At 71.4% G+C, this 24,119-nt stretch carries 27 protein-coding genes; 13 read left to right on the top strand and 14 right to left on the bottom strand.

Translation table 11 applies throughout. The annotated features are described in order from the left end of the window. Window positions 1-8 precede the first annotated feature (8 nt). The 6 genes from BUE30_RS09245 to BUE30_RS09220 all read right to left on the bottom strand — a co-directional run bounded on the left by BUE30_RS09245 (window position 9) and on the right by BUE30_RS09220 (window position 4,988). Window positions 9-335 (bottom strand): hypothetical protein, encoded by a 327-nt coding sequence (locus tag BUE30_RS09245; RefSeq protein ID WP_073329098.1) that lies wholly within the window; start codon window positions 333-335, stop codon window positions 9-11. 10 nt (window positions 336-345) lie between these two features. After that, window positions 346-1,800, bottom strand: coding sequence for a dihydropyrimidinase (gene hydA, locus BUE30_RS09240; RefSeq protein WP_073329093.1), 1,455 nt, complete (start codon window positions 1,798-1,800; stop codon window positions 346-348). A 150-nt stretch (window positions 1,801-1,950) separates the two neighbouring features. After that, on the bottom strand, window positions 1,951-2,694 hold the full coding sequence (locus tag BUE30_RS09235; protein ID WP_073329089.1) for a class II aldolase/adducin family protein: 744 nt from the start codon (window positions 2,692-2,694) through the stop codon (window positions 1,951-1,953). Continuing rightward, window positions 2,685-3,341, bottom strand: a complete 657-nt coding sequence (locus BUE30_RS09230; RefSeq protein ID WP_073329085.1) for a hypothetical protein — start codon at window positions 3,339-3,341, stop codon at window positions 2,685-2,687. The genes BUE30_RS09235 and BUE30_RS09230 overlap by 10 nt, the downstream gene beginning before the upstream one ends. Continuing rightward, the gene (locus tag BUE30_RS09225) at window positions 3,338-3,706 is read right to left on the bottom strand and encodes a hypothetical protein (RefSeq protein ID WP_073329082.1); all 369 of its coding nucleotides are present in this window, start codon (window positions 3,704-3,706) and stop codon (window positions 3,338-3,340) included. Before BUE30_RS09225 ends, BUE30_RS09230 begins: the two co-directional genes overlap by 4 nt. Window positions 3,707-3,737: 31 nt before the next feature. Next, window positions 3,738-4,988, bottom strand: coding sequence for a Zn-dependent hydrolase (locus BUE30_RS09220; protein ID WP_073329077.1), 1,251 nt, complete (start codon window positions 4,986-4,988; stop codon window positions 3,738-3,740). Window positions 4,989-5,142: 154 nt separating this feature from the next. On the opposite strand from BUE30_RS09220, the gene BUE30_RS09215 reads away from it, so the two are divergent. Next, window positions 5,143-5,844, top strand: a complete 702-nt coding sequence (locus tag BUE30_RS09215) for a TetR family transcriptional regulator C-terminal domain-containing protein (RefSeq protein WP_244526319.1) — start codon at window positions 5,143-5,145, stop codon at window positions 5,842-5,844. A 114-nt stretch (window positions 5,845-5,958) separates the two neighbouring features. Then, window positions 5,959-7,068 carry a histidine kinase dimerization/phosphoacceptor domain -containing protein gene (locus BUE30_RS09210; protein WP_073329073.1) on the top strand — a complete coding sequence of 370 codons (1,110 nt, stop codon included), beginning with the start codon at window positions 5,959-5,961 and terminating at the stop codon, window positions 7,066-7,068. A gap of 42 nt (window positions 7,069-7,110) precedes the next feature. Here the strand turns inward: BUE30_RS09210 and preA are convergent, their stop codons facing one another. From preA to BUE30_RS09190, 4 genes are read right to left on the bottom strand one after another with little or no spacing between them, the layout of a single operon-like run. Continuing rightward, window positions 7,111-8,415, bottom strand: coding sequence for an NAD-dependent dihydropyrimidine dehydrogenase subunit PreA (gene preA / locus BUE30_RS09205; RefSeq protein ID WP_073329070.1), 1,305 nt, complete (start codon window positions 8,413-8,415; stop codon window positions 7,111-7,113). 3 nt (window positions 8,416-8,418) lie between these two features. Then, complete coding sequence (locus BUE30_RS09200) at window positions 8,419-8,916, bottom strand: hypothetical protein (RefSeq protein WP_073329067.1); 498 nt, start codon at window positions 8,914-8,916, stop codon at window positions 8,419-8,421. After that, window positions 8,913-9,704, bottom strand: a complete 792-nt coding sequence (locus tag BUE30_RS09195; RefSeq protein ID WP_073329063.1) for an Fpg/Nei family DNA glycosylase — start codon at window positions 9,702-9,704, stop codon at window positions 8,913-8,915. The genes BUE30_RS09200 and BUE30_RS09195 overlap by 4 nt, the downstream gene beginning before the upstream one ends. Window positions 9,705-9,735: 31 nt before the next feature. Continuing rightward, window positions 9,736-11,064, bottom strand: a complete 1,329-nt coding sequence (locus BUE30_RS09190; protein ID WP_073329059.1) for an NAD(P)-dependent oxidoreductase — start codon at window positions 11,062-11,064, stop codon at window positions 9,736-9,738. 237 nt (window positions 11,065-11,301) lie between these two features. Here BUE30_RS09190 and BUE30_RS09185 point away from each other — a divergent pair, with 237 nt between their 5' ends. Together BUE30_RS09185 and BUE30_RS09180 are read left to right on the top strand one after the other, a co-directional pair. After that, on the top strand, window positions 11,302-13,005 hold the full coding sequence (locus BUE30_RS09185; RefSeq protein WP_073329054.1) for a tetratricopeptide repeat protein: 1,704 nt from the start codon (window positions 11,302-11,304) through the stop codon (window positions 13,003-13,005). Then, a complete protein-coding gene (locus BUE30_RS09180) occupies window positions 13,002-13,892 on the top strand; it encodes a 4-(cytidine 5'-diphospho)-2-C-methyl-D-erythritol kinase (RefSeq protein WP_073329050.1) in 891 nt (296 codons plus the stop codon). The genes BUE30_RS09185 and BUE30_RS09180 overlap by 4 nt, the downstream gene beginning before the upstream one ends. A gap of 52 nt (window positions 13,893-13,944) precedes the next feature. Here the strand turns inward: BUE30_RS09180 and BUE30_RS09175 are convergent, their stop codons facing one another. After that, a complete protein-coding gene (locus BUE30_RS09175; protein WP_073329045.1) occupies window positions 13,945-14,943 on the bottom strand; it encodes a polyprenyl synthetase family protein in 999 nt (332 codons plus the stop codon). 48 nt (window positions 14,944-14,991) lie between these two features. Here BUE30_RS09175 and BUE30_RS09170 point away from each other — a divergent pair, with 48 nt between their 5' ends. The 7 genes from BUE30_RS09170 (at window position 14,992) to BUE30_RS09140 (ending at window position 18,399) form a co-directional block, all read left to right on the top strand. Continuing rightward, window positions 14,992-15,207: a putative signal transducing protein gene (locus BUE30_RS09170; RefSeq protein WP_073330235.1), complete on the top strand. Its 216-nt coding sequence runs from the start codon at window positions 14,992-14,994 to the stop codon at window positions 15,205-15,207. Further along, window positions 15,185-15,940, top strand: coding sequence for a tRNA1(Val) (adenine(37)-N6)-methyltransferase (locus BUE30_RS09165; protein WP_073329040.1), 756 nt, complete (start codon window positions 15,185-15,187; stop codon window positions 15,938-15,940). Before BUE30_RS09170 ends, BUE30_RS09165 begins: the two co-directional genes overlap by 23 nt. Window positions 15,941-16,057: 117 nt before the next feature. Next, window positions 16,058-16,222: a YdcH family protein gene (locus BUE30_RS09160; RefSeq protein ID WP_073329035.1), complete on the top strand. Its 165-nt coding sequence runs from the start codon at window positions 16,058-16,060 to the stop codon at window positions 16,220-16,222. Between the two features lie 48 nt (window positions 16,223-16,270). Beyond that, on the top strand, window positions 16,271-16,714 hold the full coding sequence (locus tag BUE30_RS09155; RefSeq protein WP_139300522.1) for a hypothetical protein: 444 nt from the start codon (window positions 16,271-16,273) through the stop codon (window positions 16,712-16,714). Between the two features lie 256 nt (window positions 16,715-16,970). Further along, a complete protein-coding gene (locus BUE30_RS09150; protein ID WP_073329024.1) occupies window positions 16,971-17,234 on the top strand; it encodes a PepSY domain-containing protein in 264 nt (87 codons plus the stop codon). Further along, the gene (locus BUE30_RS09145) at window positions 17,234-17,890 is read left to right on the top strand and encodes a cytochrome b/b6 domain-containing protein (RefSeq protein WP_073329019.1); all 657 of its coding nucleotides are present in this window, start codon (window positions 17,234-17,236) and stop codon (window positions 17,888-17,890) included. Before BUE30_RS09150 ends, BUE30_RS09145 begins: the two co-directional genes overlap by 1 nt. Then, entirely contained in the window at window positions 17,887-18,399 is a 513-nt protein-coding gene (locus tag BUE30_RS09140; RefSeq protein ID WP_073329015.1) for a helix-turn-helix transcriptional regulator, read from the top strand. Before BUE30_RS09145 ends, BUE30_RS09140 begins: the two co-directional genes overlap by 4 nt. Here BUE30_RS09140 and BUE30_RS09135 read toward each other — a convergent pair. The 3 genes from BUE30_RS09135 to BUE30_RS09125 all read right to left on the bottom strand — a co-directional run bounded on the left by BUE30_RS09135 (window position 18,396) and on the right by BUE30_RS09125 (window position 22,342). Next, entirely contained in the window at window positions 18,396-18,959 is a 564-nt protein-coding gene (locus BUE30_RS09135; protein ID WP_244526318.1) for a GNAT family N-acetyltransferase, read from the bottom strand. The genes BUE30_RS09140 and BUE30_RS09135 overlap by 4 nt on opposite strands. 169 nt (window positions 18,960-19,128) lie before the next feature. Then, window positions 19,129-20,511: an aminotransferase family protein gene (locus BUE30_RS09130; RefSeq protein ID WP_073329011.1), complete on the bottom strand. Its 1,383-nt coding sequence runs from the start codon at window positions 20,509-20,511 to the stop codon at window positions 19,129-19,131. Window positions 20,512-20,695: 184 nt separating this feature from the next. Further along, on the bottom strand, window positions 20,696-22,342 hold the full coding sequence (locus BUE30_RS09125; RefSeq protein WP_073329007.1) for an electron transfer flavoprotein-ubiquinone oxidoreductase: 1,647 nt from the start codon (window positions 22,340-22,342) through the stop codon (window positions 20,696-20,698). A 290-nt stretch (window positions 22,343-22,632) separates the two neighbouring features. Between BUE30_RS09125 and greA the strand changes: the two genes are divergently transcribed. Together greA and BUE30_RS09115 are read left to right on the top strand one after the other, a co-directional pair. Next, the gene (gene greA, locus BUE30_RS09120; protein WP_073329003.1) at window positions 22,633-23,103 is read left to right on the top strand and encodes a transcription elongation factor GreA; all 471 of its coding nucleotides are present in this window, start codon (window positions 22,633-22,635) and stop codon (window positions 23,101-23,103) included. Then, the gene (locus BUE30_RS09115) at window positions 23,100-24,119 is read left to right on the top strand and encodes a hypothetical protein (RefSeq protein ID WP_073328998.1); all 1,020 of its coding nucleotides are present in this window, start codon (window positions 23,100-23,102) and stop codon (window positions 24,117-24,119) included. Before greA ends, BUE30_RS09115 begins: the two co-directional genes overlap by 4 nt.

Here is a 24,119-nt window from a genome sequence, read left to right as displayed (position 1 = left end):
ACGCCATGCTAACGGGGTCCCCCGTAGCGCCGGGATTCCCGCAGGCGCAGCGCGAAGGCGACGAGGAAGATCGCCGCCGCCGGGGCGGCGATCAGCGCGTAGACGAGGCTCAGCTCGCGCCCCGCCCCCTCGCAGACATGGGCGCCCATCTCGATGAAGGGGAGCGCGCCGCAGAAGCGCAGCGTGTCCAGCGCGGTGAGCGCGAAATAGGCCGCGCCGATATAGCCGATCCACACGGCGAGCCCCGGCCGGCCGATCCGCTTCGCGCCCCACATGAGGAGGAGCGCGAAGCCGATGAAGACCAGCATCATGCCGAAGAGGCCGCCGAGCATCATGGCGCTGCCCTCAGACCCCGCTCGCCGGGATGCCGGAGCGTTCGACCGGCCGCGGGGCGGTCATCTCCTTCCAGCTCGACAGCGCCTTGTTGATCTCGCCCTTCGGCGGGCGCTTCACGAACTGGCCGTGTCCTTCCTCGGTGCGGATCTCGCCGTCATGGACCGCCACCTTGCCCCGAGTGAGGGTGAAGCGTGGCAGGCCCGTCACCTCCTTGCCCTCGAAGACGTTGTAGTCGATCGCGGATTGCTGGCTGGAGGCGCTGATCGTCTTGGACTTCCCGGGGTCCCAGACGACGATGTCGGCATCCGAGCCCTCGCGGATCGCGCCCTTGCGGGGGTAGCAGTTCAGGATCTTGGCGATGTTGGTGCTCGTCACCGCGACGAACTCGTTCGGGGTCAGGCGGCCGGTCCGCACGCCGTGGGTCCAGAGCATCGGCATCCGGTCCTCGAGACCCCCGGTGCCGTTCGGGATCTTGGTGAAGTCGCCGATGCCGGTGCGCTTCTGCTCGGTCGTGAAGGCGCAGTGATCGGTGGCCACGACGCTGAGCGAGCCCGATTGCAGCCCCGCCCAGAGTGAGTCCTGGTGCTGCCTGTTGCGGAAGGGCGGGGACATGACGCGGCGGGCGGCATGGTCCCAGTCGTGGTTGAAATACTCGCTCTCGTCCAGCGTCAGGTGCTGGATCAGCGGCTCTCCCCAGACGCGCTTGCCCTGCTGGCGGGCGCGGCGGATCGCCTCGTGGCTCTCCTCGCAGCTCGTATGCACGACGTAGAGCGGCACGCCCGCCATGTCGGCGATCATGATCGCGCGGTTCGTCGCCTCGCCCTCGACCTGGGGCGGGCGGGAATAGGCGTGGCCCTCGGGGCCGGTATTGCCCTCGCGCAGCAGCCTTGCCGACAGGTCCGCGACCACGTCGCCGTTCTCGGCATGCACCATCGCGATGGCGCCGAGTTCGGCAAGGCGCTGGAACGAGGCGTACATCTCGTCGTCCTGCACCATCAGCGCGCCCTTGTAGGCCATGAAGTGCTTGAACGTGTTGATGCCCTTGTCCTCGACCACGGTCTTCATCTCGTCGAAAACCTGCTCGCCCCACCAGGTCACGGCCATGTGGAAGGAATAGTCGCAATTGGCGCGGGTGGACTTGTTGTCCCACATCTGGATCGCGTCCAGCAGCCCCTGCCCCGGGCTCGGCAGCGCGAAGTCCACCACCATCGTCGTGCCGCCGGCGAGGGCGGCGCGGGTGCCGGATTCGAAGTCGTCGGTGGAATAGGTGCCCATGAAGGGCATCTCCAGATGCGTGTGCGGGTCGATCCCGCCGGGCATGACGTAGCAGCCTGTGGCGTCGAGCGTCTCGTCGCCGGAGAGGGTCTCTCCGATCTCCACGATCTTGCCGCCGTCGATCAGGACATCGGCCTTGTAGGTCAGGTCGTGGGTGACGATCGTGCCGTTCTTGATGACGGTGGTCATGGGCATGCTCCCTGCGGTCGGACCCCGTTGGAGAGGGACGCGCCCGGCCCGAGGGGGGGCGCATCGCGCCCGCCCTGGGGGGCGGGTCGGGCGCGGCCCGGCGTTCCGCCGGGCAGGTCGTGCGAGCGGGAGCAGGTGCGTCTCAGCGCTTCACTCCCTGTAATCCGGTGCGTCGCGGTCCAGCACGCGCTTCATCTCCTCGAAATGCGCCGTTTCCGCCTCGCGGTAGGCGGCCCATTCCGCCGCCGTCGCCTCGGCCAGGGCGTCGTCCATCACGGCGAGCGGCTGGCCGGTCGAATAGGCCAGCACCATCGTGCGGCAGGCGCGTTCGAGATGGTAGAGGGCGTCGAAGGCCTCGGCCACGGTGGCGCCGAAGGTGGTGACGCCGTGATTTCCCATCATCACCGCCGAGTGATTGCCGACCGAGGCGGCGATGCGCTCGCCCTCGGCCCCTTCGCTGGCGATGCCGCCGAAGGACAGGTCGTAGGCAATGCGATTGAACCAGCGCGCCGTGACCTGGTCGATCGGCAGGATCGTCGGATCCTTCAGCCCCGCCAGCGCGGTGGCGTAGGGCGGGTGGATGTGCAGGGCGACGCGCGCCTGCGGCACGTTCCGGTGCAGCGCCGAATGGATCGACCAGGCGGAGGGGTCGGGCGCGCCGGGGCGGTCCATCGTGCCGGGGTCGTCCGCGTCGAGCAGCAGCAGGTCCGAGGCCCGGATCCGGCTGAAATGCATCCAGCGCGGATTGACCAGGAAGCGGCGGCCGTCCTCGGACACGGCGGCCGAGAAGTGGTTCGCCACCCCCTCGTGCCAGTCGGCCCTCTCCGCAAGGCGGAAGGCGGCGGCGAGGTCGATCCGCAACTGGTCCTCGCCGGGCATGGTGTCTAGGGCCATTCCTGCGCCTCGCATTCCGAGATGATCGCCTCTGCCGTCGTGCCGGTCAGTTCGGGCTGCGCCCCTTCGAGGAGGGTGCAGTCCCGCTCGGCCAGGTCGACATGCAGCGCCCAGGCGGTCGCGAGGCCCGTGGCTGTCCAGACATGGGCCGTCTCGACATGGGCGGCGGCGGTGTCGCGCTCGTAGGTGACGAGCGAGCCGTCGGGTTTCAGCTCGATCGAGTTCGCCCCGACGGAGGTGAGCTGACCGACCGGCGCGTAGGCCCCCTCCGGCGTCGCCGTGAGGACCGCGTAGGTCACGTTGACCATGCCGCTGCCGGTGGGGACCAGCAGTTCCGGACGCCCGTCGCCCGAGAGGTCGCGCAGGAGCGGGTGGTTCGCGGCGTCGTCCGTCTCGATCAGGATCGGCTCGCCGGCGGGCACGCCCTCGCCGTCGGTCTGGGTGATCTCGACGCTGTCCTCGTCGTAGGCAAAGCCCAGCACCCTCTCCTCGGTCCGCAGGGTGCAGTCCTGCCGGCCCTGCCCCATCGCCAGCGTGTCGCAGGCGGGGGCCTCGGCGGTCTCGCCCTCCTGCGCGCCGGCCGCCACGGGGAAGGCCGCCAGGGGGACCAGCGCGGCCAGCGCGACAAGCGCGCGCGCGCGGATCATTGCAGCGCCACCTGGTCCGCGCCGGGCGCGACGACCGGCGCCTCGGGCGCGGAGGCGACGGCGGGCGGCACGTCCCCGTCGCAGATCGGGTTGCCGGCGGAATCCCGCACGGGATAGCCGGTCCGCGGCTCGGTCACCTCGACCGAGAACAGGTAGCAGCCGTCGCCGCTGCGGAAGACCGTGGATTCGGGCGCCCCCGGCGGCAGGGCCGCGACGACCCGGGCCGGCAGCGGCTCGGGCTCGGGCGGGGGCGGCGGCTCGCTGGCGAGGCCGATGTCGAACATGGTCTGGTCGAAGGACGTGCCGCCCCCGCAGCCGGCGAGCAGCGCGGCGAGGGTGAGGGCGAGGATCGGTCTGGGGGTCACGTCGGAAAACTCCTGAAGGGTCCGCGTGAAGCTATTCCACGATCCCGGCGGTTTCCACCACGGCGTGGAACAGCACGTCCGCGCCCTTGCGCGCCCAGTCCGGGGTGATCTCCTCGGCCTCGTTGTGGGACAGCCCGTCCACGCAGGGGCAGAAGATCATCGCCGTGGGGGCGACGCGGTTGATCCAGCAGGCATCGTGTCCGGCGCCGGAGACGATGTCGCGATGCGAATAGCCCAGCCGCTCGGCGGCATTCCGCACGGCGCCCACGCAGCCCGCGTCGAACTCGACGGGGTCGAAATGGCCCGTCGGCTCGATCGTGATGCCGAGGCCCAGCTCCCCTGCGATCTCCTGCGCCTCCCTCTCCAGCCGTTCGCGCATCGAGGTCAGCTTGCCGAGATCGGGCGAGCGGAAGTCGACGGTGAAGACCGCCTTGCCGGGGATCACGTTGCGGCTGTTGGGATAGACGTTGGCCTGCCCCACCGCGCCCACGGCGTCCGGCTGGTGGTCCATGGCGATGCGGTGCACGGCCTCGGTGATCCGCGCCATGCCGAGGCCGGCATTCACCCGCATCTCCATCGGGGTGGATCCGGTATGCGCATCCTTGCCGGTCAGCGTGACCTCGAGCCACCACAGGCCCTGACCGTGGGTGACCACGCCGATCTCCACGCCCTCGGCCTCCAGGATCGGACCCTGCTCGATGTGGTACTCGAAGAAGGCGTGCATCCTGCGCGCGCCCACCTCCTCGTCGCCGACCCAGCCGATGCGCTTGAGCTCGTCGCCGAAGCTCTTCCCTTCTGCATCCTTGCGCGCATAGGCCCAGTCCTGATCGTGCTGGCCGGCGAAGACCCCGGAGGCGAGCATGGCGGGGGCGAAGCGGGTGCCCTCCTCGTTCGTCCAGTTGGTCACGACGATCGGATGACGCGTGCGGATGCCGAGGTCGTTGAGGCTGCGCACCACTTCCAGCCCCGACAGGACCCCCAGCACGCCGTCGTATTTCCCGCCCGTCGGCTGGGTATCGAGGTGAGAGCCGACATAGACCGGCAGCGCGTCCGGGTCCGTCCCCTCGCGCCGGGCGAACATGTTGCCCATGGAGTCGAGGCCCATCGTGCAGCCGGCCGCCTCGCACCAGTCCCGGAACAGGGCGCGCCCCTCGGCATCGGCGTCGGTCAGGGTCTGGCGGTTGTTGCCGCCCGCCACGCCGGGGCCGATCCTCGCCATCTCCATCAGGCTGTCCCAGAGGCGATCGCCGTTGATCCGAAGATTCTCGCCCGGTGCGGCCATGGCGCGCTTCCTCTCTGTCCCTGTGCGGCCCGTCTGTCGCGGACCTTTCCCCCGGTCCGGTTCCGATTTGACCGGGCGGTCAAAGGCACGCTACCAGAGGTCGGGGGTCAGTCAAGCGGCGGGGGGCCGCGCGCGCCCCGAGGGAGGGACCCGGGTGTCCGAGACGGCCAAGCGCCCCCGCACGCGCATCCAGGCGCGCAACAGGCAGGCGATCCTCGATGCCGGGCTCGACTGCTTCTCGGAGGCCGGGTTCCGGGGCACCACCCTCGACCGGATCGCGCGCGGCGCGGGCCTGTCGAAGCCGAACGTGCTCTACTACTTCCCGTCGAAGGACGCGATCTACGAGGCGCTTCTCGAACGGCTGCTCAAGACCTGGCTGGATCCGCTGGCCGAGCTGGATCCGGGCGGCGATCCCCGCGGCGAGCTGCTCGCCTATGTCGCGCGCAAGCTCGAGATGTCGCGGCTCTTCCCGCGCGAGAGCCGGCTCTTCGCGAACGAGATCCTGGCCGGGGCGCCCCGGATCGGGCCGATCCTGTCGGGCGAGCTGAGGGCGCTGGTCGACGAGAAGGCGGCCGTGATCCGCGGCTGGGCGAATGCGGGGCGGATCGCGCCGGTCGATCCGCATCACCTGATCTTCTCGATCTGGGCGCTGACCCAGCACTACGCGGATTTCGACGTGCAGGTCCGCGCCGTCCTCGGCGGGGCCGACCCCTTCCCGGCCGCAGAGGGCTTTCTCGCCGCGATGTTCGACCGGGCGCTCGCCCCCGAGACCGCGGCGGGGGCGCCGGGGGCCCTCCACGCGGCCGGGCGACCGGGCGGCCCCCCGGGCGATGCAGGCGCCGGCCGATCACGATGACGTCACGACGTCGTTTGACGTAGCGGCGCGGCAATGGTCGCGTATGAAGGGCCTTTGGGAACCGCTTCACGACGGACGACCGCAACCACGAAGACCGGGCGAGGGGAGCACGCCATGACTCGAGCCGACCGCCATCCCTACGAGACCGAGCGCCTCGCCCGCCTGTCGGAGCTGGAGATCATCGGCTCGGGCGCCGACCCCGAATTCGACGCCCTGACCCGGATCGCGAGCGAGGTCTGCCGCACCCCCGTCGCGCTCGTCAGCCTGGTCGAGAGCCAGCGGCAATGGTTCAAGTCCCGGCAGGGGCTCGACATCGACGAGACGCCGATCAGCCAGTCGATCTGCGCCTGGACCATCCTGCAGGACGGCGTGCTCGAGATCACCGACACCGCCAAGGATCCCCGCACGCTGTCCAACGCGCTCTGCATGGGCGACCGGCCGTTCCGCTTCTATGCCGGGGCGCCGATCGTCGATCCCGCGACCGACCTGCCGCTCGGATCGTTCTGCGTGCTCGATTACCAGCCGCGCGAGCTGTCTGCCTCGCAGAAGCGGCTGCTCGTCGATTTCGCCAACCAGGCGATGCGGCTGATCGAGCTGCGCCGCGCGGTGGCGACCGCCAACCTCGCCGTGCAGGAGACGAACCACCGGGTGAAGAACTCGCTGCAATCGGTCAGCGCCTATATCCGCCTGCAGCGCCGCGTGCTGCAGGGCGCCTCGCCCGAGGCGGAGGCCGCGCTGACCGCGACCGAGACGCGCATCGCCTCGGCCGCCGCGCTGCACGAGGCTTTGTGCTATTCCGCCGTCGGCGAGAAGGTCGACCTGCCCGGCTATGCCGCCCGGATCTTCGGCCTCGCCACCGCCGACATGCGCGAGGGGATCTCGACCCGGATCGACCTCGCCGCCTGCCAGGTCTCGTCGCGCCAGGCCTCGGCCCTCGGCACGATCCTGAGCGAGAGCGTGTCGAACTCGATCCGCCACGCCTTCGGCGAGGCCGGCGAGGGGCTGATCACCCTGACCGGGCGGCACGAGCCGGACGGGCGCTACCGGATGGAATTCGCCGATACCGGCGCCGGCCTGCCGAACGAGCGTCCCGCCCCCCGCGCCAATGGCGGCCTCGGCCTGTCCATCCTGGAGGGGGCGCTGGCGCAACTCGGCGCCGAGGGGGTCGCGCGCGAGGGCGACGCTCCCGGCTTCCATCTCGGCTTCGTGTTCACGCCGGAATAGGCCGGACCGGGGAAGGGGTCCCCTCCCCCGATCCGTCCCGGCTCATTCCGCCGCGACGGCGGCCGGGTTGTTGGGATGGGTCGTCCAGTTGCCGTATTCCGCCGGGACAATGCGCCCGGTGCGGGGATCGACGGTGCCGGCGGCCAGCTCCTCCATCGTGATGCAATCCTCGACCGGGCAGACATCGACGCAGAGGTTGCAGGCGACGCATTCGTCGTCCTTCACCGTGAAGACGCGCTCGGGGCTCATGGCGATGGCCTGGTGCGAGGTGTCCTCGCAGGCGGCGTAGCAGCGCCCGCAGGAGATGCACTTGTCCTGGTCGATCCTCGCCTTGGTCACGTAGTTGAGGTTCAGATACTGCCAGTCGGTGACGTTCGGCACCGCCATGCCGACGAAATCGGAGGTGGAGCGGTAGCCCTTCTCGTCCATCCATTGCGACAGGCCCGAGATCATCTCCTGCACGACGCGGAAGCCGTAGGTCATGGCCGCCGTGCAGACCTGCACGTTGCCGCAGCCCAGTGCCATGAACTCGGCCGCGTCGCGCCAGGTGGTGATGCCGCCGATGCCGCTTATCGGCAGGCCGCGCGTCTGCGCGTCGCGGGCGATCTCGGCCACCATGTTCATCGCGATCGGCTTCACCGCCGGGCCGCAATAGCCGCCATGCGTGCCCTTGCCGTCGATCGTCGGCTGCGGCGCCATCGCGTCGAGATCGACCGAGGTGATGGAATTGATCGTGTTGATCAGGCTGACCGCGTCCGCCCCGCCGTTCCGCGCGGCGCGCGCCGGCCCCCTTATGTCGGTGATGTTGGGCGTCAGCTTCACGATCACCGGGCGGTCGTAGTATTGCTTGCACCAGCGGGTGACCATCTCGATGTATTCGGGCACCTGACCGACGGCCGATCCCATGCCGCGCTCGGCCATGCCGTGCGGGCAGCCGAAGTTCAGCTCGATCCCGTCGGCGTTCGTCTCGGCCACCCGGGGCAGGATCGCCTTCCACGCCTCCTCCTCGCAGGGGACCATGATCGAGGCGATGAGCGCGCGGTCGGGGTAGTCGGCCTTCACCCGCGCCATCTCCTCGAGGTTCACCTCGAGCGGGCGGTCGGTGATGAGCTCGATGTTGTTGATGCCGAGGACGCGGCGGTCGGCGCCGTGGATCACGCCGTAACGGGGGCCGTTCACGTTCACCACGGGCGGCCCCTCGGCGCCCAGCGTCTTCCACACGACGCCGCCCCAGCCCGCCTCGAAGGCACGGCGCACGTTGTATTCCTTGTCCGTCGGCGGCGCGGAGGCGAGCCAGAACGGGTTCGGGCTGCGGATCCCCAGGAAGTCGGTCGTCAGGTCGGCCATCGGTCAGGCTCCTTGGCGTGGTTTGAACTGGTCAGGGTCGAGGCCGGCCGCACTTAGACGAGTGGCGGCGGCGACCTTGGTCTCATCGTCGAAGGTCCTGGGATGGCGCAGGACGACCGCCTCAAAAGTGAGTTCGGGATGGCCGCGCGCAATCAAATCGTCGAAGCCAGCCGAGGCCGTCGGTTTAAGCGTCAGGTCCGCAGCCATCTTCGCTTCGCCGTCCCGCTCGATCTTTTGCCGGGTGCGCGAAAGGCGGACGGTCTTGCCCCGTTCATCCCGCATCATTTCTTCGAGCGCATGTATCGAGGCCCAGACGTCGTGTTCCACCGTGCCGGGCGTGGCTTCCGGTTGCACGAGGCAGAGCCGGGCGAAGGCTGCCCGCTCGACGACCGCCGACTTCAGCCGCCGGGCGTTCTCGATGAAGGCGCGCAGACGATCCGGATCCTCCGTCGTCTCGATCACTCCGAGCGCGGCGCGTTCCTGTGCCGTGATCTCGCTCATCCCCCGCCCTCCTGGTGGTCCGGGCAATGATAGGCGGTGCGGCCGCCCACTGTCTTCTTCGTGATGGTGCCGCCGCATCTCGGGCAATCCGCGCCGTCCTCGCGGTGATGGATCAGCCAGTCGCCGGGCAGGTCGTCGTACCGGGCGTTCGTCTTCAGCACGCCCTCCAGCACCGCCCGCGCCTCGCGGTGGACGGCGGCAAGCTGCGCGGCGCTCAGCGCGTTCGCGGGCACGTCCGGCATGAGCCCGGACCGGTAGAGCGTCTCGTCCGACCAGAGGTTGCCGATCCCGGCGAGCTTCTTCTGGTCGAGCAGCGCGGACTTGATCGCCTGTTTCGAGCCGCCGAGGCGGTCCGCGAAGGCGTTGTCCCCGATCTCCATCGCGTCGGGGCCGAGGCCCGCCTCCTCGACGAAGCTCCCGGGATCCTCGGTCACCTTCACCCAGCCGAACTTGCGGGGGCAGCGGAAGGACAGACGGCGATCCCCCTCGAAGACCCAGGTGAACTTGGCGTGATCCGGTTCCTCGTCCGCGCCGTCGTCCCAGACGCGCAGGCTGCCGGACATGCCCAGATGCACCACCATCCACGGCCCGGATTTCGAGCCGAGGAAGATGTATTTCCCGTGTCGCCGCGTCTCGGTGATCCGGGTGCCGAGGAACGGGGCGCGCTCCGCCTCGGACGGCAGGTCCATGTGCCGGATCTCGCCCAGCGCGAAGTCGCGGATCGTCCGGTTGCACGCGCCTTCCGCGACGCGGCGGCGGTTCGCCTCGGCTTCCGGCAGCTCGGGCATCAGGCCCGCCCCTCTCGCGCGACGGGCCCGCTCACCCCATCAGCATCCGGTGGATGTCCTCGGCCGCGTCGCGCCCCTGCGCGACGGCCGTGACGGTGAGGTCGTCGCCGCCGCTCGCGCAATCGCCGCCCGCCCAGACCTTGCTCAGCGAGGTGCGGAGGGACCGGTCGACGCTGATCTTGCCGCCCGCGAGCTCGAGTCCCGCATCGGTGACCAGCGTCTGCCCGATGGCGCGCATGACGTGGTCGGCGGGCAGCCGGATCGTCTCGCCGGTGCCAGTCAGGGCGCCGTCCCGTTCCTCGGTGATCTCCAGCTCGATCTCCTGCGCGGCGCCATTGCCGTGCACCGCCTTCGGCTGGACGTTGAACATCAGGCGCACGCCCTTGCTCGCCGCGAGATCCTGTTCGTAGCGGCTGGCGGCCATCCGCTCGCGCGACCGGCGATAGGCGATCGTCACGTTGTCGGCGCCCAGCAGCCTGGACTGGATGGCGGCATCGACCGCCGTCATCCCGCCGCCGATCACCACCACGTTCCGCCCCACGGGCAGGGTGCCGCGATCCGGCGCCTGCCGCAGCTCCTCGATGAAGCGGACGGCATCGACGACACCGCCCTTGTCGCCGCCCTCGGCGGTCAGCGCGTTGACCCCGCCGAGGCCGACGCCGAGGAAGACGGCGTCGTATTCGTGGCGCAGCGCCTCGAGGTCGAGGCCCTGCCCGAGCGCCCGGCCCGTGACGAGCTCGATGCCGCCGATCCCCATGATCCATTCCGCCTCGCGGGCGGCGAAATCCTCGGTGCTCTTGTAGGCGGCGATGCCGTATTCGTTGAGGCCGCCGGGCTTGGGTTTCGCCTCGTAGAGCGTGACGTCGTGCCCCTTCATCGCCAGCCGGTGGGCGCAGGACAGGCCCGCCGGGCCGGCCCCGACGACGGCGATCCGCTTGCCGGTGGCCGGCGCCCGCTCGAACGGGTGGCCCTGGCGGGCCATCATCGTGTCGGTCGCGTGGCGTTGCAGGCGGCCGATCTCCACCGGCCTGCCTTCGGCCACCTCGCGCACGCAGACCTCCTCGCAGAGCTCCTCGGTCGGGCAGACGCGGGCGCACATGCCGCCCAGGATGTTGCTCTCGAAGATGGTCCTCGCCGCCGCCTCGGGCGTGCCGGTCGCGATCTGCCGGATGAAGAGCGGGATGTCGATGCCGGTCGGGCAGGCCGTCACGCAGGGCGCGTCGTGGCAGAAATAGCAGCGATCCGCCGCGACATGCGCCTCGTGCGGGTCCAGCGGCGGGTGCAGGTCGAGGAAGTTCTCGGCGAGCGTCTCGGGCGGCAGGCGACCCGGCACGATGCCGGGGGCGTAGGGGCTGGACATGGGCTCTCCCTGGAGATGCGGGCCTCTGGCGGGCCTTTCATGGACCGAGCCTGCCACATCGCGATATTTTATCAACTGGTAAAATGACGCCGTGGCAGGCCGGTCCCCGCAGGGCGGGAACCCGCTGCCCCGCGGGGTCGTGAGGGCGCATGCGTTGCGCCGCGCCCGGCCCGGGGGATAGCCTTGCCGCAGCAAGGCCCGGGACAGCCGGGCGCAGCCGACAGACGGGAGAGCAGCATGACCCGGACCCTGCCCCTCGCGGCCCTTCTCGCCGCCACGAGCACGCTCGCCACCACGGCCCTGCCCGTCGCCGCGCAGGAGGTCGACGTGGGCGCCTACCTCTCCGGGCGCACCGCCGCCATCGCGCAGGACTACGCCGTCGGGGCCGAGCGGTTCGGCCGCGCGCTCGACGCCGATCCCGAGAACCCGGTCCTGCTGCAATACACGCTCTCGCAGCTCATCGGGGCCGGCCGGACCGAGGAGGCGGCCGCCCTCTCCGCCCGCCTGGAGGCGCTGGGCGGCAGCAGCGTCGTCACCTCTGTCGTCCTGCAGGCGCAGGCCTTCGCCGAGGGCGACTGGGAGGTCGTGCTGGCGAGGCTGGAGGACGGGGACGAGATCAGCCCGGTCATCGACGGCCTCGCCCGGGGCTGGGCGCTGGTCGGCGCCGGCCGCGCCGAGGAGGGGATCGCCGCCTTCGACGACCTGACCGAGGAGAGCGGCCTCGCACCGTTCGGCCGCCTCCACAAGGCGCTGGCCCTCGCCCTCGTCGGCGACGATGCCGCGGCGGTCGAGTTGCTGGAGACCGCGCCCGAGGACGGCCTGACGGCCACCCGCGCGGCGCTGATCACGCGGGCGCAGGCCCTCGGCCGGCTGGGCCGCGGGGACGAGGGCGCCGAGCTGATCGCCGGGACCTACGGCGCCTCCCTCGACCCCGAGCTCGAGCGGCTGCGGGCGACCCTCGCCGCGGGCGAGACGCCGCCCTTCGACGTGATCGGCGGCGCCGCCGAGGGCATGGCCCTCGCCTATTACGGGGTGGCGGCGGTGCTCGCCTCCGACGCCTCGGACGAGGTCGCGCTGACCTATGCCCGGCTGGCCGAGCGGCTGGACCCCGGCAACGGCGAGGTCCTGCTGCTGACCGGCGGCCTGCTCGACCGGATCGGGCGGCACGACCTCGCCGTCGAGACGCTGGGCCGGATCGACCCGGAGGACGCCGCCTTCCTGCCCGGCGAGATGGCGCGGGCCGACGCGCTCTTCGCCGGGGGCGAGGAGGACCGGGCCGTCGCCGCGATGGAGGCGCTGGCGCGAGCGACCCCGGACAGCGACGTGGTGCAGGTCGCGCTGGGCGACCTGCTGCGCCGGACCGACGATCCCGCCGCGGCCGAGATCGCCTATACGAGGGGGATCGAGGGGCAGGAGGGGGACCCCGACCTGTGGCGGCGGCACTACCTGCGCGGCATCGTGCGCTACCAGACCGACGACTGGCCGGGCGCCGAGGCCGATTTCCGCGCCTCGCTGGAGCTGCGGCCGGACAATCCGGGCGTGCTCAACTACCTCGGCTATTCGCTGCTCGAGGAAGGCGGCGACCTGGACGAGGCGGTCGACCTGATCGAGCGCGCGGTCGCGCTCCAGCCCGAGAACGGCGCGATCGTCGACAGCCTCGGCTGGGCGCAGTTCCGCGCGGGCGACTACGCCGAGGCGACCCTGACGCTGGAGCGCGCCGCGATGCTCGAGCCCGTCGACCCGGTGGTGAACGACCATCTCGGCGACGCCTACTGGGCGGTCGGGCGCCTGCGCGAGGCGCGGTTCCAGTGGCAGCGCGCCCTGTCCTTCGACCCCGGGGAGGAGGAGGCCGCCCGCATCCGCGCCAAGCTGGAGGACGGGCTCGACGCCGTGCTGGCCGAGGAGGGCGCCACGCCGCTCGACGTGGCGGGCACGCCATGACCCTTCCGGTGCAGTCCGCCCCCGCCGCGACGCTCGAGCCGGGCCTGGCCCCGGCGAAGCTCAATCTCGGCCTCGCCGTGACCGGCCAGAGGGCAGGCGGCTATCACGAGCTCGACAGCCTCGTCGCCTTTGCCGGGGTCGGCGACCAGCTCTCGGCCGTTCCCGCGCCGGAGCTGTCGCTGAGTGTCGAGGGCCCGTTCTCGCCCGGCGTGCCGGTGGACGAGGGCAACCTCGTCCTGCGCGCGGCCGAGGCGTTGCGCGCCGCGCGGGGCGTCACCTCCGGCGCGCGGATCCGGCTGGTGAAGGCGCTGCCCCATGCTGCGGGCATCGGCTCGGCCTCGTCCGACGCGGCGGCGGCGATCCGGCTGCTGTCCCGCCTGTGGGAGGTGCCGCCGCTGGAGCCGGAAGATCCCGCCGTGCTGGAGCTCGGCGCCGACGTTCCGGTCTGCCTCGCCGCCCCGGCCGCGCAGTGGATGTCGGGCATCGGCGAGCGGCTGGAGCCGGCGGGCCGGCTGCCCGCCTGCGGGGTGATCCTGGTCAATCCGAAGCTGCCGCTGCCGACCGCCGATGTCTTTGCCGCGCTGGAGAGCCGCGCCAATCCGCGCCTGCCCGCCCTGCCTGACGCACCGTCGTGGCAGGACCTGGCCGAGTGGATGGACGGCGCGCGCAACGATCTCGAGGCGCCCGCCCGGGCTCTGGTGCCCGAGGTCGGGCGGGTGCTCGACCGGCTGCGGGCACATCCGGCGGTGATCGCGGCGGTGATGTCGGGATCGGGGCCGACCTGCATCGGCCTCACCCGCGACGCGGGCGCCGCGCGGCAGGCGGCGCGGGTCATCCAGCTGGCCGAGCAGGGCTGGTGGGTCGTGCCGGCCCCGCTGCTGTCCTGACCGCCAGGCACCCGATGGCGGGGCCGCGCCGGCGGCCCCCCCCTTCGGCCCCCTAGTTCAGACGCGCCACCACGTAACCGGCGATATCCGCCAGAAGGTGCCGGATCGGGTGGTCCGGGGCCGCCTCCAGCGCCGTCACCGCCCTGGCCGCCCAGGCCCGCGCGTCGTCGCGGGTCGAGGCGAGCGTGCCATGCGCGTTCAGCAGGCCGAGCGCGACCTCGTAATCGCCGTCCTCGACCTTGCCGCGACCGATGGTGCGGGCCCAGAAGGCGCGTTCGTCCCCGTCCGCGGCGGCGATGGCGCGGATCACCGGCAGCGTCAGCTTGCCCTCGCGCAGGTCGTCGCCCGTCCGCTTGCCGATCTCGGCCCCCTCGCCCCAGTCCAGCAGGTCGTCCGCGATCTGGAAAGCGATGCCCAGCGCGTCGCCGTAGGTCCACATCGCGCGGGTCACGTCGTCCGGGGCGCCGGCGATCACCGCCCCGACCTCGGTCGCGGCCGAGAACAGCGCCGCGGTCTTGCCGCGCGCGACCTGCAGGTAGGTCTCCTCGGTCGTGGCGAGGTTGCGGGCGGCGGTCAGCTGCAGCACCTCGCCCTCGGCGATCGTGGCGGCGGCGTCGGACAGGATCGACAGCACCCGCAGCGACCCCGTCTCGACCATCAGCTGGAAGGACCGGGCGAAGAGGTAGTCGCCCACCAGCACGCTGGAGCGGTTGTCCCACAGCAGGTTCGCGGTCGGCCGGCCGCGGCGCTGCGTGCTCTCGTCCACCACGTCGTCGTGCAGCAGCGTCGCGGTATGGATGAACTCCACCGTCGCGGCGAGCGTGACGTGATGCGGCCCGTCATGGCCCAGCATCCGCGCGCTGGCCAGGGTCAGCATCGGCCGCAGCCGCTTTCCCCCCGCCTCGATCAGATGGGCCGTCACCTCGGGGATGCGCGGCGCGTGCCGCGACGCCATCCGCTCGCGGATCGTCGCGTTCACCGCCGCGAGGTCGTCCGACAGCAGCGCCGCCAGGCGGGCATGCGGCCGGGATTCGGGCTCGTCGAGGCTCATGCGGCCCTCGTCTTGTGCCGCCCCGCGCGGGGGCCTAGGTCGCTGGATATGAAAGAGCTTCTGCGCACGACAGACCCCACCGTGATCCCCTTCGCGAGCGCCCTTCTGGAGGGCGAGGGTATAGATTGCTTCCCGCTGGACGTAAACATGAGCGTGCTCGAGGGGTCCATCGGCGTATTGCCGCGCCGCCTGATGGTCCGCGACGGCGACCTGATCCGGGCCGAGCGGGTGATGCGGGACAATGGCATCGACCTCGGCCGCTGAGGGCGGGACGACCCGCGACGCCTTTCTCGGCGGGCGGGTGATGGCCCTGCAGCCCGCGCGCGGCTTCCGCTCGGGACCGGACGCGGTGCTGCTGGCCGCGGCCGTGACGGCCCGGCCGGGCGAGACGGCGCTGGAGCTGGGCTGCGGCGCCGGCGTGGCCGCGCTCTGCCTCGCCGCACGTGTGCCCGGTCTGGCGGTGACGGGGCTGGAGGTGCAGCCCGCCTACGCCGCCCTCGCCCGGGCGAACGGGCTCGACATCGTCGAGGGGTCGGTCGCCGCCATGCCGCGCGCGCTGAAGGAGCGCCGGTTCCACCACGTCCTCGCCAACCCGCCCTGGTTCGACCGCCGGGCCGGACTGCCGTCGCCCGATGCGGGCCGCGACCTCGCCTTCGGCGGCCCGGTCCCGCTGAGGGACTGGGTCGCCGCCGGGGCGCGGCGCCTGCTGCCGCGCGGCACCTTCACCCTGATCGCGCGGATCGAGTGCCTGCCGGAGGCGCTCTCGGCCTGCGAGGGGCGGCTCGGCGGCATCGCGGTGCGCCCCCTGGCCGGCCGGGCGGGACGGGCCCCGGGACGGTTCGTCCTGCGGGCGATGCGCGAGGGGCGCGGCGCCTTCCGCCTGCTGCCCCCGCTCGTCCTGCACGAGGGCGCCGCACATCGCTCGGACCGGGACGGCTTCGCCCCGGGGGTTGACGCGATTCTCAAGGATGGCGCCCCTTTCCCCTGGACCGATTAAGACTTCGGCAAGATTCGGTCGTCACTCTCTCGAAACCGGCAAGGTTCTGCCGTGCGGCGTGACAGAATCAACGTCATGTGCTGCACTGGTCGGACCGACAACCAGAGGAGTGCCACGATGAGCCTGACGTCGCATGTCGCCGAACTGAGGAAGAAGCACCAGACGCTGTCCGCCCAGGTGGAAGAGGCGCACCGCTCCCCGGCCGCCGACGGACTCGAGATCGCGAAGCTCAAGAAGCAGAAGCTCCAGCTGAAGGAAGAGATCAGCCGGCTCAGCACCTGAGCCGCCCCCTCCCCCGGCCGGGTTGCCGCCGGGGGAGGGACGTCTACCTTGGCTGACATGAGGACACCCACCTTCCCGGCGCTTGCCGCCCTCGCCCTCCTCGCCGCCTGCGCGGCCCCCTCCGTCCAGCTGCCGGAGGAGGAGAGCATGGAGTGGCGCGCCCTCCGCGCCGAGATCGGCCGCACCTACGCGGACGTGTTCCAGGATTTCCCGTTCGAATCGGGCCCCGTCGCGGTACTGACCACCGACTCCCGAGGCGAGCTGCGCAGCTACACCTTCGCCCGCTGCGGCGAGACGGTCTGCGCCGGTTCGGCCCACGGCCCGCGCGGCCGCATCCTCCCCTCACTCGACTACACGGTGATCGACGGTCTCTACGGCCAGCGATTCTACCTGTCGCCCGGCGGCGACGGGGCGGTCCTGCGCGCGAACGGTCACCATTCCTGGCTGGCCTGGGAAACGGTCGAACCGATCGAGAGCTCGGCGACCGAATAGGACGGCCGCGCCGCCGGCATGCGGCACCTGGCGCGCCGCGCCGCCCGGCGCACGATTCCGGTCCGGCGGCGCGCCTCCCCCGCCACGCGTCCCCCGCGATTCCCCTGTCTTCACGGCATAAGCGCCCGCTTACGCGCCGCCGAAGCAGCGCCCGACGGATGGCGCCGGGCCGGGCGGCGCGGCAGGTGAAGGGCACGGCGAGCCCGGCGACGATGCCGGCGGGCCGCATCCAACCCTTCGCGAAAAGGATCGCGCCATGACCACCAGGATTCTCCTCTCCGCCCTCGCCCTCGCCGCGCTGCCGCTGGCCGCGGCCGCCATGCCGCAGGTCGGCGACATGGTCGGCACCAACCCCGAGGACGCCACTGCCGCGCTGGCCGGATTCGGCTGCACGGTCGACGAGTTCGAGGCCGAGGACGGCATGATCGAGGCCAAGTGCACCGACGAGACCGGCAAGATGTGGGAGGTCTACATCGACCCCGCCGACGGCACCGTCGCCCAGATCAAGGACGAGGATTGATGCCCGGGCCGGCCTTCCGCACGGCCGGCCCCGGGGAGACGGGCGGCGCGATCGCGCCGCCCGACCCCTGGGACCCGGTGGTGCGTCTCACCCACTGGTCCGTCGCGCTGGCGGTCGTGGTCAACCACTTCGTCACCCGGCCGGGCAGCGCCGCGCATGTCTGGATCGGCTGGGGCCTGATGGCGCTCCTCTTGCTGCGGCTGGTCTGGGGCTTCGTCGGCCCCCACGAGGCGCGGTTCAGCGCCTTTCCCCCGGATCCACGGGCGACGATGTCGCACCTGGCCGACCTGGTCCGCGGCCGGCTGCGCGACTACCCCTCGCACAACCCCGCCGGCGCGGCGATGGTTTACGCGCTGTGGATCACGCTCGCCGCGATCGTCGGCTCCGGCCTCGTGATGACCGGCGGCCGCAGCCCGATCGCCATTGCCGAGGAGAAGGCCGCCGTGGCGGCGGGCGACTGGTCGGTGCTGGTGGACAACGCCGCCGAGGAGGGCGAGCGTGACCGCACGGATGCGAGGATCGCGGGAGAGCTGCACGACGTGGCGGCGAACCTGATCCTCGTCCTGGCCCTGCTGCATGTCGCGGGCGTGGTGATCGAGAGCCGTGCCCTGGGGCGCAACCTCGTGCGGCCGATGATCCGGGGCCGCTCGCGGTGAGCGGCGCGGACGGGAAAGCAGGACGGGGGCGGGCGACCGCCCTCGCCTCGTACCTGCTGGTCCAGTCCCTCGCCGCGCTCTACTTCGTGGCCGACGCGATCGCCGATCTCGAGGGCGAGCCGCTCGGCCCCCATACGGTGATGGAGTTCCTCGTTGCCCTGACCCTCGTCGCGGGGATCGTCTTCGCCGCCCGCCAGCTCGGCCGGACGCTGGAGCGGCTGCGGCGGCAGGGCGTCGCGCTGGAGGCGGCGCGGGGCGATTTCGCGCGGCTGGTCGAAGGCCAGTTCGAGAGCTGGGGCCTGACCCCGGCCGAACGCGACGTGGGCTTCTTCGCGCTCAAGGGGCTCGACGTGGCCGAGATCGCTACGCTGCGCGGCGCGGCGCAGGGCACCGTGCGGGCGCAGCTCGCCCGGATCTACGCCAAGGCGGGGGTGAGCGGCCGCGCCCAGTTCGCCGCCTGGTTCGTCGAGGACCTGCTGGACGGCGGCGCGGGCAGGGCGCCGGACTAGAGCCGCGCCCGCTGCCGTCCCTCGGCGTCGAAATTCGCCGGGTCCAGCCAGGCCGCGAGGCGGACCCGCCGCGCCGGCCATTCGCGGTCGAGGATCGAGAACCAGGCCGTGTCGCGATTGCGCCCCTTGTAATGGGTCGCCTGCCGGAACGTGCCCTCGTAGGTGAAGCCCAGCCGCTCCGCCGCGCGGCGGGACGGCGCGTTGAGGGCGTCGCATTTCCACTCGTAGCGGCGGTAGCCGGTCTCGAAGGCGCGGGCCATCATCAGCGCCATCGCCTCGGTCGCGGCGGGGCGGCGCTGCAGGGCCGGGGCGTAGTGGATGAACCCCACCTCCACCGCCGCGCTGCCCGGGTCGATCCGCAGATAGGCGGCATGACCCACCGGCCGCCCTTCCGCCCGGATCGTGAAGAAGATCGGGTCGTCCCCGCCGATCCGGGGCGCCATGTCGGCGGCGAAATCCTCCGCGCCGTCGAAGGGGCCGTGCGGCAGGTAGGTCCAGCCCTCCCCGTCCCGATCCTCGGCGAAGGCGTCGAACAGCGCCGGCAGGTCGCCCCGCGCCAACGGGTCCAGCCGGCACCACCGACCGACCATGGGTGTGCGCGCCGGGCGGGGAACCGGCGACCGCCTGTCGACGGGCCAGCCGACAGGCTGGCCCAGCGCGTTCAGGCGGGTCTCGAAACTGGCGCCCTCCCGGGCCGCGCGGGGCCCCGGGGGATCGGGGGTAAGGTCCTCAGGCGAAGACATCGCCCAGCGCGGCATCCACCGCCTCGACCACCCGGCCGAGGTCGTCCTTCGTCGCGATCAGCGCCGGAGCGAAGACGAGCGTGTTGTTGTAGCCGGGGACCGAGCGGTTGGTCGCGCCGATGATGACGCCGTTCTTCAGGCAATGCGCCACGACCTGCTGCACCTTCGCCTCGTCGGCGGGCTGCTTCGTCTCGCGGTCCGAGACCAGCTCGACCCCCGCGAAGAGGCCCATGCCCCGGACGTCGCCGGCCACCTCGTGCTTGTCCATCAGCCCCTCGAGCTGGCCCTTGAACCAGGCGCCCATCTCCTCGGAGTTCTTCAGCAGCCCCTCGCGTTCGAGGATGTCCATGTTCTCGAGCGCCGCGACCGGGCCCGAGATGCAGCCGCCGAAGGTCGAGATGTCGCGGAACAGCGCCATCGGATCGCTGGCATCGGTGAATTGCTGGAACACGTCCTCGGTCGTGACGCAGCACGAGATCGCGGCGTAGCCCGAGGCGACGCCCTTCGCCATCGTGACGATGTCGGGCTTCACGCCGAACTGCTGGTAGCCGAACCAGGTGCCGGTCCGGCCCATGCCGCAGACCACCTCGTCGATATGCAGCAGGACGTTATGGCGGGCGCAGATGTCCTGGACCTTGTCCCAGTAGCCCGTGGGCGGGACGATGATGCCGCCGCCGGCCGTGATCGGCTCGAGGCAGAGCGCGCCGACACTGTCCGGCCCCTCGCGCAGGATCACCTGCTCGATCTGGTCGGCGGCCCATTCGCCGTAATTCTCGGTCGGGGCGCCCTGGTCGGCGGCCCGGTATTCCAGGCAATGCGGCACCTCGACGAAGCCGGGCGCCATCGGCCCGTATTGCGCGTTGCGCTCGTGCTGGCCGCCGGCGGAGAGGCAGGCGACGGTCGTGCCGTGATAGTCGCGGTTGCGGTAGAGGATCTTGTGCTTGCGCCCGCCATGGTGCTTGTGCGCGATCTGGCGCACCATCTTGAACGCCTTCTCGTTCGCCTCGGACCCCGAATTGGCGAGGTAGACGCGGGCGAGACCCGGCATCTTCTCGACCAGCCGCTGCGAGAAGCGCGCCCCGGCGATCGATCCCTTGGACCCGGCGAAGTAGTTCATCGTGACCAGCGCGTCGCGCACGGCGTCGGCGATCTCGGTCCGGCCGTAGCCGACGTTCACCGTCCAGACGCCGCCGGCGACGGCGTCGATATGCTCCTTGCCGGTGATGTCCCAGACGCGCAGCCCCTTGCCCTCGACGATGATCTGCGGATCGGTCGTCTCGAGATGCTTGTGCTGCATCATGTGGTGCCAGACATGGGCCTTGTCGGCGGCGATGATCTCGGCCGGGTCGTTCTGGCGCAGGGTGTCCATGGGGTCGTCTCCTCTGGGTTCCGCCGGGGTCGGCTGGCGCCGGGCCCCTTCGGCCCCCCGAGGAAATGGGGGCCAGCAGCGGGCAGGGTGTCAGGGTCCGCGCACCTCGCGGACCGCCCCGTCGGGGCTCACATTCCGGGAAGCGGCGGGCCGGGTCAAGGCCCCGCCCCGACCGCCGCCCCGCTCACATGTTCGGATAGTTCGGCCCGTCGCCGCCCTGCGGCACAGTCCAGACGATGTTCTGCGCCGGGTCCTTGATGTCGCAGGTCTTGCAGTGGACGCAGTTCTGGAAGTTGATCTGGAACCGCACGTCGTCCCCTTCGCCCACGAATTCGTAGACGCCGGCCGGGCAGTAGCGCGTGGACGGGCCGGCATATTCCTTCCAGTCGACCTGCACCGGAACGTCCGGATCCTTGAGCTTCAGATGCGCCGGCTGGTTTTCCTCGTGGTTGGTGAAGGAATAGGCGACGTTGGTCAGCCGGTCGAAGGACAGCGTGCCGTCCGGTTTCGGATAGTCGATCCTGCGGAAATCCCCGGCCTTGCCGGTCGCGTCGGCGTCGGACTTGCCGTGGCCCAGCGTGCCGAGGGCCGAGAAGCCCAACGTGTTCGTCCACATGTCGAGCCCGCCCAGCGCGAGCGAGGCGGCGAGGCCGTAGCGCGACCAGAGCGGCTTGACGTTCCGCACGGGTTTCAGGTCCGCCGCGATCGGGCCGGTCCGCACCGCGCTCTCGTAGGCCCCCAGCACATCGCCCGCGCGGCCGGCCTCCAGCGCCTCGTGCGCGGCCTCGGCGGCGTGCATCCCCGAGAGCATGGCGTTGTGGTTGCCCTTGATCCGGGGGACGTTGACCATTCCGGCCGCGCAGCCCAGCAGCGCGCCGCCGGCAAAGGCGACCCGAGGCAGCGACTGCCAGCCCCCTTCGCTGATCGCGCGCGCCCCGTAGGCGACGCGCTTGCCGCCCTTCAGCAGCTCGGCGACCATCGGGTGATGCTTGAACCGCTGGAATTCCATGTAGGGAAAGACATGCGGGTTCTCGTAGCCCAGATGCACGACGAAGCCGACATAGACCTGGTTGTTCTCGAGATGGTAGATGAACGACCCGCCGCCCGCGCCGCTCTCGCTCAGGGGCCAGCCCATCGTGTGGGTGACGGTGCCCTCGGCGTGCTTCTCGGGGTCGATCTCCCAGATCTCCTTCATGCCGAGGCCGTATTTCTGCGGCTCGGCCCCGGCATCGAGGCCGAGCTTGACGATCACCTGCCGGGAGAGCGAGCCGCGCACCCCCTCGCCGAGGAAGACGTACTTGCCCAGCAGCTCCATCCCCGGCTCGTAGTTCGGGCCGGGCTCGCCGTCGGCCCCCCGCCCCATCTCGCCCGCGACGACGCCGGCGACCCTGTCCCCGTCCCATACGATCTCGCTGCAGGCCATGCCGGGGAAGATCTCGACGCCCAGCGCCTCGGCCTGCTCGGCCATCCAGCGGCAGACATTGCCCATCGAGACGATGTAGTTGCCGTGGTTCTTCATCAGCGGCGGCATCGGGCCGTTCGGGATCCGCAGCTTGCCGCCCTGCCCCAGCAGGTAGAAGTTGTCCTTCCGGACCGGCACGTTCAGCGGCGCACCCCTCTCCTTCCAGTCGGGGATCAGCGCATCGAGGCCCACGGGGTCCAGCACCGCGCCCGACAGGATGTGGGCGCCCACCTCCGACCCCTTCTCGAGCACGACGACGGAGCGTTCGGGATCGAGCTGCTTCAGCCGGATCGCCGCCGACAGGCCCGCCGGGCCGGCGCCGACGATCACGACGTCGTATTCCATCGATTCCCGGGTCATCTCGGCCATCGGATCCTCCAGTTGCGGACAGTCTTTTCGGCATCACGGTCTCGGGGAGGGACATTGGCATCCCCCCGGCCCCCGCGCAATCGGACGCAACCGCCTGCGACGCGGGGTCTCTTTCTCGATCGCGAGAGCCCCCGCCCCGGTCGCGCGGGGCGTCGGGACGATCCGGCCGCCCTTGACTTGTCGCGGCCGCGTTCTGTTATGTCTGCCCGACGATCTGCAGCGGGACGGCGCCTGAGACGAGGCCCGTCCCGGTTTCGTTCCGTGACACAACCGCCCGAGGACCCAAGTCCATGGACAAGATCCCGCTGACCCGCACCGGCTACACCAAGCTCGAGGGCGAGCTGAAGCAGCTCAAGACCACCGAGCGCCCGCAGATCATCGCGGCCATCGCCGAGGCGCGCGCGCATGGCGACCTCAGCGAGAACGCGGAATACCATTCGGCCAAGGAGAAGCAGAGCTTCATCGAGGGCCGCATCAAGGAGCTGGAGGGCGTGCTCGGCCTCGCCGACGTGATCGACCCGGCCAAGATGTCGGGGCCGATCAAGTTCGGCGCCACGATCGACCTCGTGGACGAGGATACCGACGAGGAGAAGACCTACCAGATCGTCGGCGAGTACGAGGCCGACATCGAGGCGGGCAAGCTCAACGTCAAATCCCCCCTCGCCCGCGCCCTGATCGGCAAGGACGAGGGCGACAGCGTCGAGGTCCGCACCCCCGGCGGGGCGAAGTCCTACGAGATCCTCAAGGTCGCCTACAAGTGAAGGCGCCGGGCCGGACGGGTCCGGACGGCGCCACCGGGATCGACCGCATCGCCGCGCTTCTCGGCGCGGCGTGGGTCGTTCTGGGCCTCGTCCTGCTGGTCGCCGGAGGCGACCTCACGGCGCGCGGGCTGCTGACCGGCCTCGCCGCGATCCTCGGGCCGGGGGCGGTGCTGGGCACCGCCGCGCTGCTGCTGCGACGGCAGGACGAGAGCCGCGCCGAGCTGCGGCGTCTGGCCGCCACGGTCGAGGCGCTGCAGGTCCCGGACCGGCGCGAGCGCGCGCCCGCCGCCGCGGCCGGCGAGGTCGAGAGGCGGCTCGCCGAGATCGCGCATGCGGCCAAGACCACGCAGGCGGCCATGGCCGCGCTCGTCTCGGGCCGGTCGGGCACGCCCCTGGCCGCGCCGCCCCGCGCCGCCCGCCCCGCCGGCCCGCAGAAGACCCGGCAGAACGGCCGGCCCGCCGAGGCGCCGCAGCCGGAAGCGGACATTCGCGGGGGCGAGGCGCAGGCCAGCCTCGCCCTCGGCGCCGCCGCCGCCCAGGTCGAGCCGCTGGCCCGCCCCCTCTTCGTCCGGGCGCTGAACTTCCCCGACCATGACGGCGATGCCGAGGGGTTCGCCGCCCTGCGCACCGCCCTGTCCGACCGCAAGGGCCGGCAGCTCATCCAGTCGGCGCAGGACGTGCTCACCCTGCTCAGCCAGGACGGGATCTATGTCGACGATCTCGCCGCCGACCGCGCCCGGCCCGAGATCTGGCGCCGCTTCGCGCGGGGCGAGCGGGGCCGCGCCGTGGCGCAGCTGGGCGGCATCCACGACCGCACCGCGATCGCGATGGTCGCGGCGCGGATGCGCGAGGACCTGATCTTCCGCGACACGGCCCACCATTTCCTGCGCCATTTCGACCGGATGCTGGTCGAGTTCGAGGACGGGGCCGAGGATGCCGAGCTGGCGCAGCTTGCCACGACGCGGACCGCTCGCGCCTTCATGCTGATCGGCCGGGCCACCGGGGCGTTCGACTAG

Origin of the sequence: Wenxinia saemankumensis (assembly GCF_900141735.1) — a bacterium.
GTDB lineage: Bacteria > Pseudomonadota > Alphaproteobacteria > Rhodobacterales > Rhodobacteraceae > Wenxinia > Wenxinia saemankumensis.
This window is presented reverse-complemented; position numbering and strand designations above follow the sequence as displayed.